The organism is Arthrobacter sp. JCM 19049 (assembly GCF_001310435.1).
In genome coordinates, this window is record NZ_BAXF01000163.1 from 1 (window position 1) to 4393 (window position 4393).

Annotated in this window: 3 protein-coding genes and 2 pseudogenes; 1 reads left to right on the top strand and 4 read right to left on the bottom strand. The window is 65.6% G+C overall.

Features of this window, described 5'->3' with window-relative positions:
• The 4 genes and pseudogenes from JCM19049_RS08585 to JCM19049_RS23340 form a co-directional block, all read right to left on the bottom strand.
• A partial coding sequence (locus tag JCM19049_RS08585; RefSeq protein ID WP_279402788.1) for an aldehyde dehydrogenase family protein occupies positions 1-699 on the bottom strand: 699 nt, incomplete at its 3' end.
• Positions 696-887: a hypothetical protein gene (locus JCM19049_RS23330; RefSeq protein ID WP_374700265.1), complete on the bottom strand. Its 192-nt coding sequence runs from the start codon at positions 885-887 to the stop codon at positions 696-698. The genes JCM19049_RS23330 and JCM19049_RS08585, both read right to left, overlap by 4 nt.
• Entirely contained in the window at positions 887-1678 is a 792-nt protein-coding gene (locus JCM19049_RS23335) for a BCCT family transporter (RefSeq protein WP_374700266.1), read from the bottom strand. Before JCM19049_RS23335 ends, JCM19049_RS23330 begins: the two co-directional genes overlap by 1 nt.
• Positions 1639-2759: pseudogene (locus JCM19049_RS23340) on the bottom strand (BCCT family transporter). The gene JCM19049_RS23335 and the pseudogene JCM19049_RS23340 overlap by 40 nt, the downstream one beginning before the upstream one ends.
• Positions 2760-3518: 759 nt before the next feature.
• On the opposite strand from JCM19049_RS23340, the pseudogene JCM19049_RS08595 reads away from it, so the two are divergent.
• Positions 3519-4393: pseudogene (locus JCM19049_RS08595) on the top strand (penicillin-binding protein); the annotation flags it as partial.

Consider the following 4393-nt stretch of genomic DNA (forward strand, 5'->3'; position numbering starts at 1 on the left):
GGAGAGGATCGCGCCGGCTTCGACCCCGGTGCCGGTGACCAGGTTCGCCACCCCGGCCGGCAGGCCGAGCTCATCGAGCACCTGCATGGTCAGGATCGCGGTGGAGGGGGTCAGCTCCGCGGGCTTGAGCACGAACGAGCAGCCGGCGGCCAGCGCCGGGGCGATCTTCCAGGCCGCCTGCAACAGCGGGTAGTTCCAGGGGGTGATCATCGCGGCCACGCCGATCGGCTCATGTACGATCCGGCTGACCACGTTCGCGTCCCCGGCGTCCACGATCCGTCCGGCCTGGTTGCCGGCCAGCTTGCCGAAGTAGCGGAAGCTGGCGATGATGTCGTCCATGTCCAGGCGGCCTTCGACGATCCGCTTGCCGGTGTCCAGGGTTTCGGCCAGCGCAAACTCCTCCTTGCGCTCGCTGATCCGGTCGGCGACCTTCAGCAGGAAGTCCCCGCGCTCTCCGGCCGGCACCGAGGACCACACCTCGGAGTCGAAGGAGCGGCGGGCGGCGGCAATCGCGGCCTCGGAGTCCTGCTGGCCGGCCTCGGAGACCGTGGCCACCGCTACCCCATTGGCGGGGCACTGGATGGTGCGGGTGCGCCCGGAGGCCGCCTTTTGGAACTTCCCGTCGATGAACAGGGTCGCGCCCGAATGCAGCAACGGGTTTTCGTTGCGGGGAAAGTCGGTGTCCTGTGGCAGGCTCATGCTTGCTCCTTAGTGGTTGAAATCGGTAGGGAGGTGGTGTCGAAGTCCGATTCCCAGTCGGTCTTCGAGACCCCGTTGCTGTTGATCAGGCTGGGCCCCTCGGCCTCGACCTGGGTGGTCAAGAACGTCATGTGCGCCTCGTACTGGTCCAGCACGTCGCAGATCAGCTGATCCTTGTTCAGGCCCATCAGGTCGTAGCCGTGGCTGCCTTCCTGGGAGAAGACCTCGATGCGGTAGTAGATATCGTTGCCGGCCGAAACCCTGGCGTAGCTGGGCACCGGCATGGCCACCGGGTAGATCTGGTACTTGAAGGGCCGTTCGTCCCCGTTGCTGACCACCAGGTCCAGCGAATCCAGCTCCAGGTGCTCCACCCGTTCGATATCCAGTGCCACTTCCGCACCGCGGGCGGAGAACTCCTGGCTGACCTCCTCCAGGGCCGGCAGGGCCACATCGTCCAGGTAGCGTTTGGTGGCCCGGTGCCGGGGTAGTTCATGGTCCGGGCCAGGCGCTGCTTCCAGCTGCGCCGATCGTTGGGGGTGCCGATGCGGCTGGAGAGCAGCTTGTGCATGGTGTGCTTGTAGCTGTTGGCCAACGCGGATTCCACGCGCAGCGACTTGAACACGCCGAGCATGATGAACACCAGCACGAAGGAGAACGGCAGCCCCATGATCACGGTGGCGCCCTGCAGGGTCGGCACCCCGCCCACCAGCAGCATGCCCAGGGTCAGCAGGCCGGTGGCCAGCGACCAGAACAGGCGCACCGGCTTGGACCCGTCGGACTGCGGGTCGGCCAGGTGGGAGGTGAAGTTCGCCATCACCAGGGCACCGGAGTCGGCGCTGGTGACGTAGAACAGCAGCCCGGTGAAGGTGGCGATCGCCGCGGTGATCGGCGCGCCCGGGTATTGCTCCAGCAGCGAGTAGAACGCCTGTTCCGGGGTGTTCATCGCCACCTCGCCAAACGCCTCATTGCCCCCGCGCACCAGGCCAGCGCACTGTTGCCGAAGATCGAGATCCACAGCAGGATGAACGCGAACGGCACAACCAGCACGCCGGTGACGAACTGGCGGATGGTCCGGCCGCGGGAGATGCGCGCCAGGAACAGGCCCACGAACGGGGCCCAGGCGATCCACCAGGCCCAGAAGAACAGGGTCCAGCTGTTCAGCCAGTCATCGGGGCGGTCGAAGGCGAAGGTGTCCAGCGCCATCGACGGGAAGCGCGAGAGCGTGTCGCCGATGTTGGTGATAATCCCGTCGAAGAGGAACGAAGTGCTGCCGGCCACCAGCACGAACACCATCAGCGCGATGCACAGCAGCACGTTCAGCTCGGAGAGCCGCCGGATGCCCTTCTCCACTCCGGTGAGCACCGAGATCGTGGCCATCAGCACCGCGATGACGATCAGGATGATCTGCACATGGTGTTCTCCGGGATGTCGAACATGAAGTTCAGCCCGAAGTTCAGCTGGGCGACGCCGATGCCCAGCGAGGTGGCGATGCCGAAGATCGTGCCGAGCATCGCGGCGATGTCCACCGCATGCCCGATCCAGCCGTGGATCCGGTCCCCCAGCAGCGGGTAGAGCGCCGAGCGGATCGACAGCGGCAGGTTGTGCCGGTAGGAGAAGTAGCCCAGGGCCAGGCCGATCAGCGCATAGAGCCCCCAACCCAGCAGCCCGTAATGGAACAGCGTCCACACCACCGCCTGGCGTGCGGCCTCCACGGTGGAGCCCTCCCCGCGCGGCGGTGCCAGGTACTGGGTGACCGGTTCGGAGACCGAGAAGAACATCAGGTCGATGCCGATGCCCGCGGCGAACAGCATCGCCGCCCAGGTGAACAGGTTGAAGGTGGGCCGGGAGTGGTCCGGGCCCAGCCGGGTCTTGCCCACCTTGGAGATCGCGATCCCGATGACGAAGACCAGCACCGCCACGACAATCAGCGTGTAGTACCAGCCGAAGGTGTGTCCGATCCAGGTCACGCACGCGGTAATGACCGCGTCGGCCGATTCCCGGTCGATGATCGCCCACAGGGCAATGGCCAGCACCAGCAGCGCCGAACCGTAGAACACCACCCGGTTGACCCGGGTTTTGGTGGGGGCGCCTGGTCCGCAGGCGGAGTTTCCCCGCTGGTCTTGGGTGGTTCAGGGGTTGTCGTAGGGGCAGTCATGGCCATTGAGCCTACCAATGAGTAATAAATAGGGCGAGAAATGCACCACAATTCCGCTTGAAGCTTCATGTTTCAACTATTCTTCGTGCCTAGTCACAGGGATTTGCGATTCAGATTTGAGAGTTGATGCACGTTCGGCCGGGACTGGGACGAAAATCACCGTGCGCCGCCTCTTGCGCGGCGCCGCAAGACGTGTCCTTTTAACCCTTGAATTGGGGCGAGCCAGTGACGTTCCGAACGGCCTTTTTAGGCCGTTCCACGAAACCGGATCCCTGAGCTTTTAACACTGCCGGAAATGGCGTCAAGAACCCATTGCTGCCCCGGCCGGTCCAAACCTCCGCGCAAGGGATTAACGCACCCCGAATCCTGGCCGCCCATTGCGGCCAGCTATATGCAACGTTGCCGCTTTTACGCCAGCGGATCGCCACCGCCATTAACTCCGGCCATGTCCGGATGCGCTTTGGGTTTCCTTAACCAATTGCCTGCAACACCCTGGGTGAATACGATGGCGCCATGCGACCCGTTCTCCGCCCCTTGGCGCCCTGACCACCGCCGCCCTGCTCGCGGCCACCCTCACCTCCTGCAGCGAATCCACCCCGGAGGTCAAGCCGGCCGCCGAGGCGCTGAGCGCGGCACTGGAGTCCGACGACTTTTCGCAGGTGCCTTGGCCGCCGGTGCCGATACCGAGCAGGTCAGCCAGGTCGTCAAGGAAACCTTCCGGCGCATGGACGGGATCGGGCACACGCACACCGTGCAGTCGGCCGAGGTGGACGAGGAACCCCAGGGTGAGCAGAAGACCGCGACCGCGGTGATCAACACCGTATGGGACGTCGACCCAGGCGAGAACGACCTGAGCTACCAAACCAACGCGGTCTTTGAGTACGACCAGGACGCCCAGGACTGGAAGCTGCGCTTCGACCCGGCCGTCCTGGCCCCCGGCCTGGAGGAGGGCGGCTACCTGGCCGCCCGGAATACCGCGGCGCAGCGCGGCGACATCCTCGGGGCGAAGGGTGCCAAACTGGTCACCGACCGTCCGGTCGTGCGCGTGGGCATCGACAAGACCCGCGCCGAGGCCTCCGAATGGGAGGACTCGGCCCGGGCCCTGGCCAAGCTGGTGGACCTGGATCCCGATGACTACGCCAAGCGGGTCGCCGCGGCCGGGGAACGGGCCTGGGTCGAGGCGATCGTGTTGCGCGATGACGCCGAGCGTGAGGCGACCGATGAAAAGATCAACGCCATCCCCGGGGCGGTCGCCACCCCCGATGAGCTGCCGTTGGCCCCCACCCGCAGCTTCGCCCGCCAGCTGCTGGGCACCGTGGGCCAGGCGACCGCGGAAATCATCGAGAAGTCCGAGGGCAAGGTCAAGGCCGGGGACCAGGTGGGACGTTCCGGGCTGCAGGCCCAGTTCAACCAGCTGCTGGCCGGCACCGCCGGCACCACGGTGGCCAGCTACAACTCGGAGCACGAGCAGCAGGACGAACTCTTCAGCAGCGAGCCGGTCAACGGCAAGGACCTGGAGCTGAGCCTGGATCCGAAGCT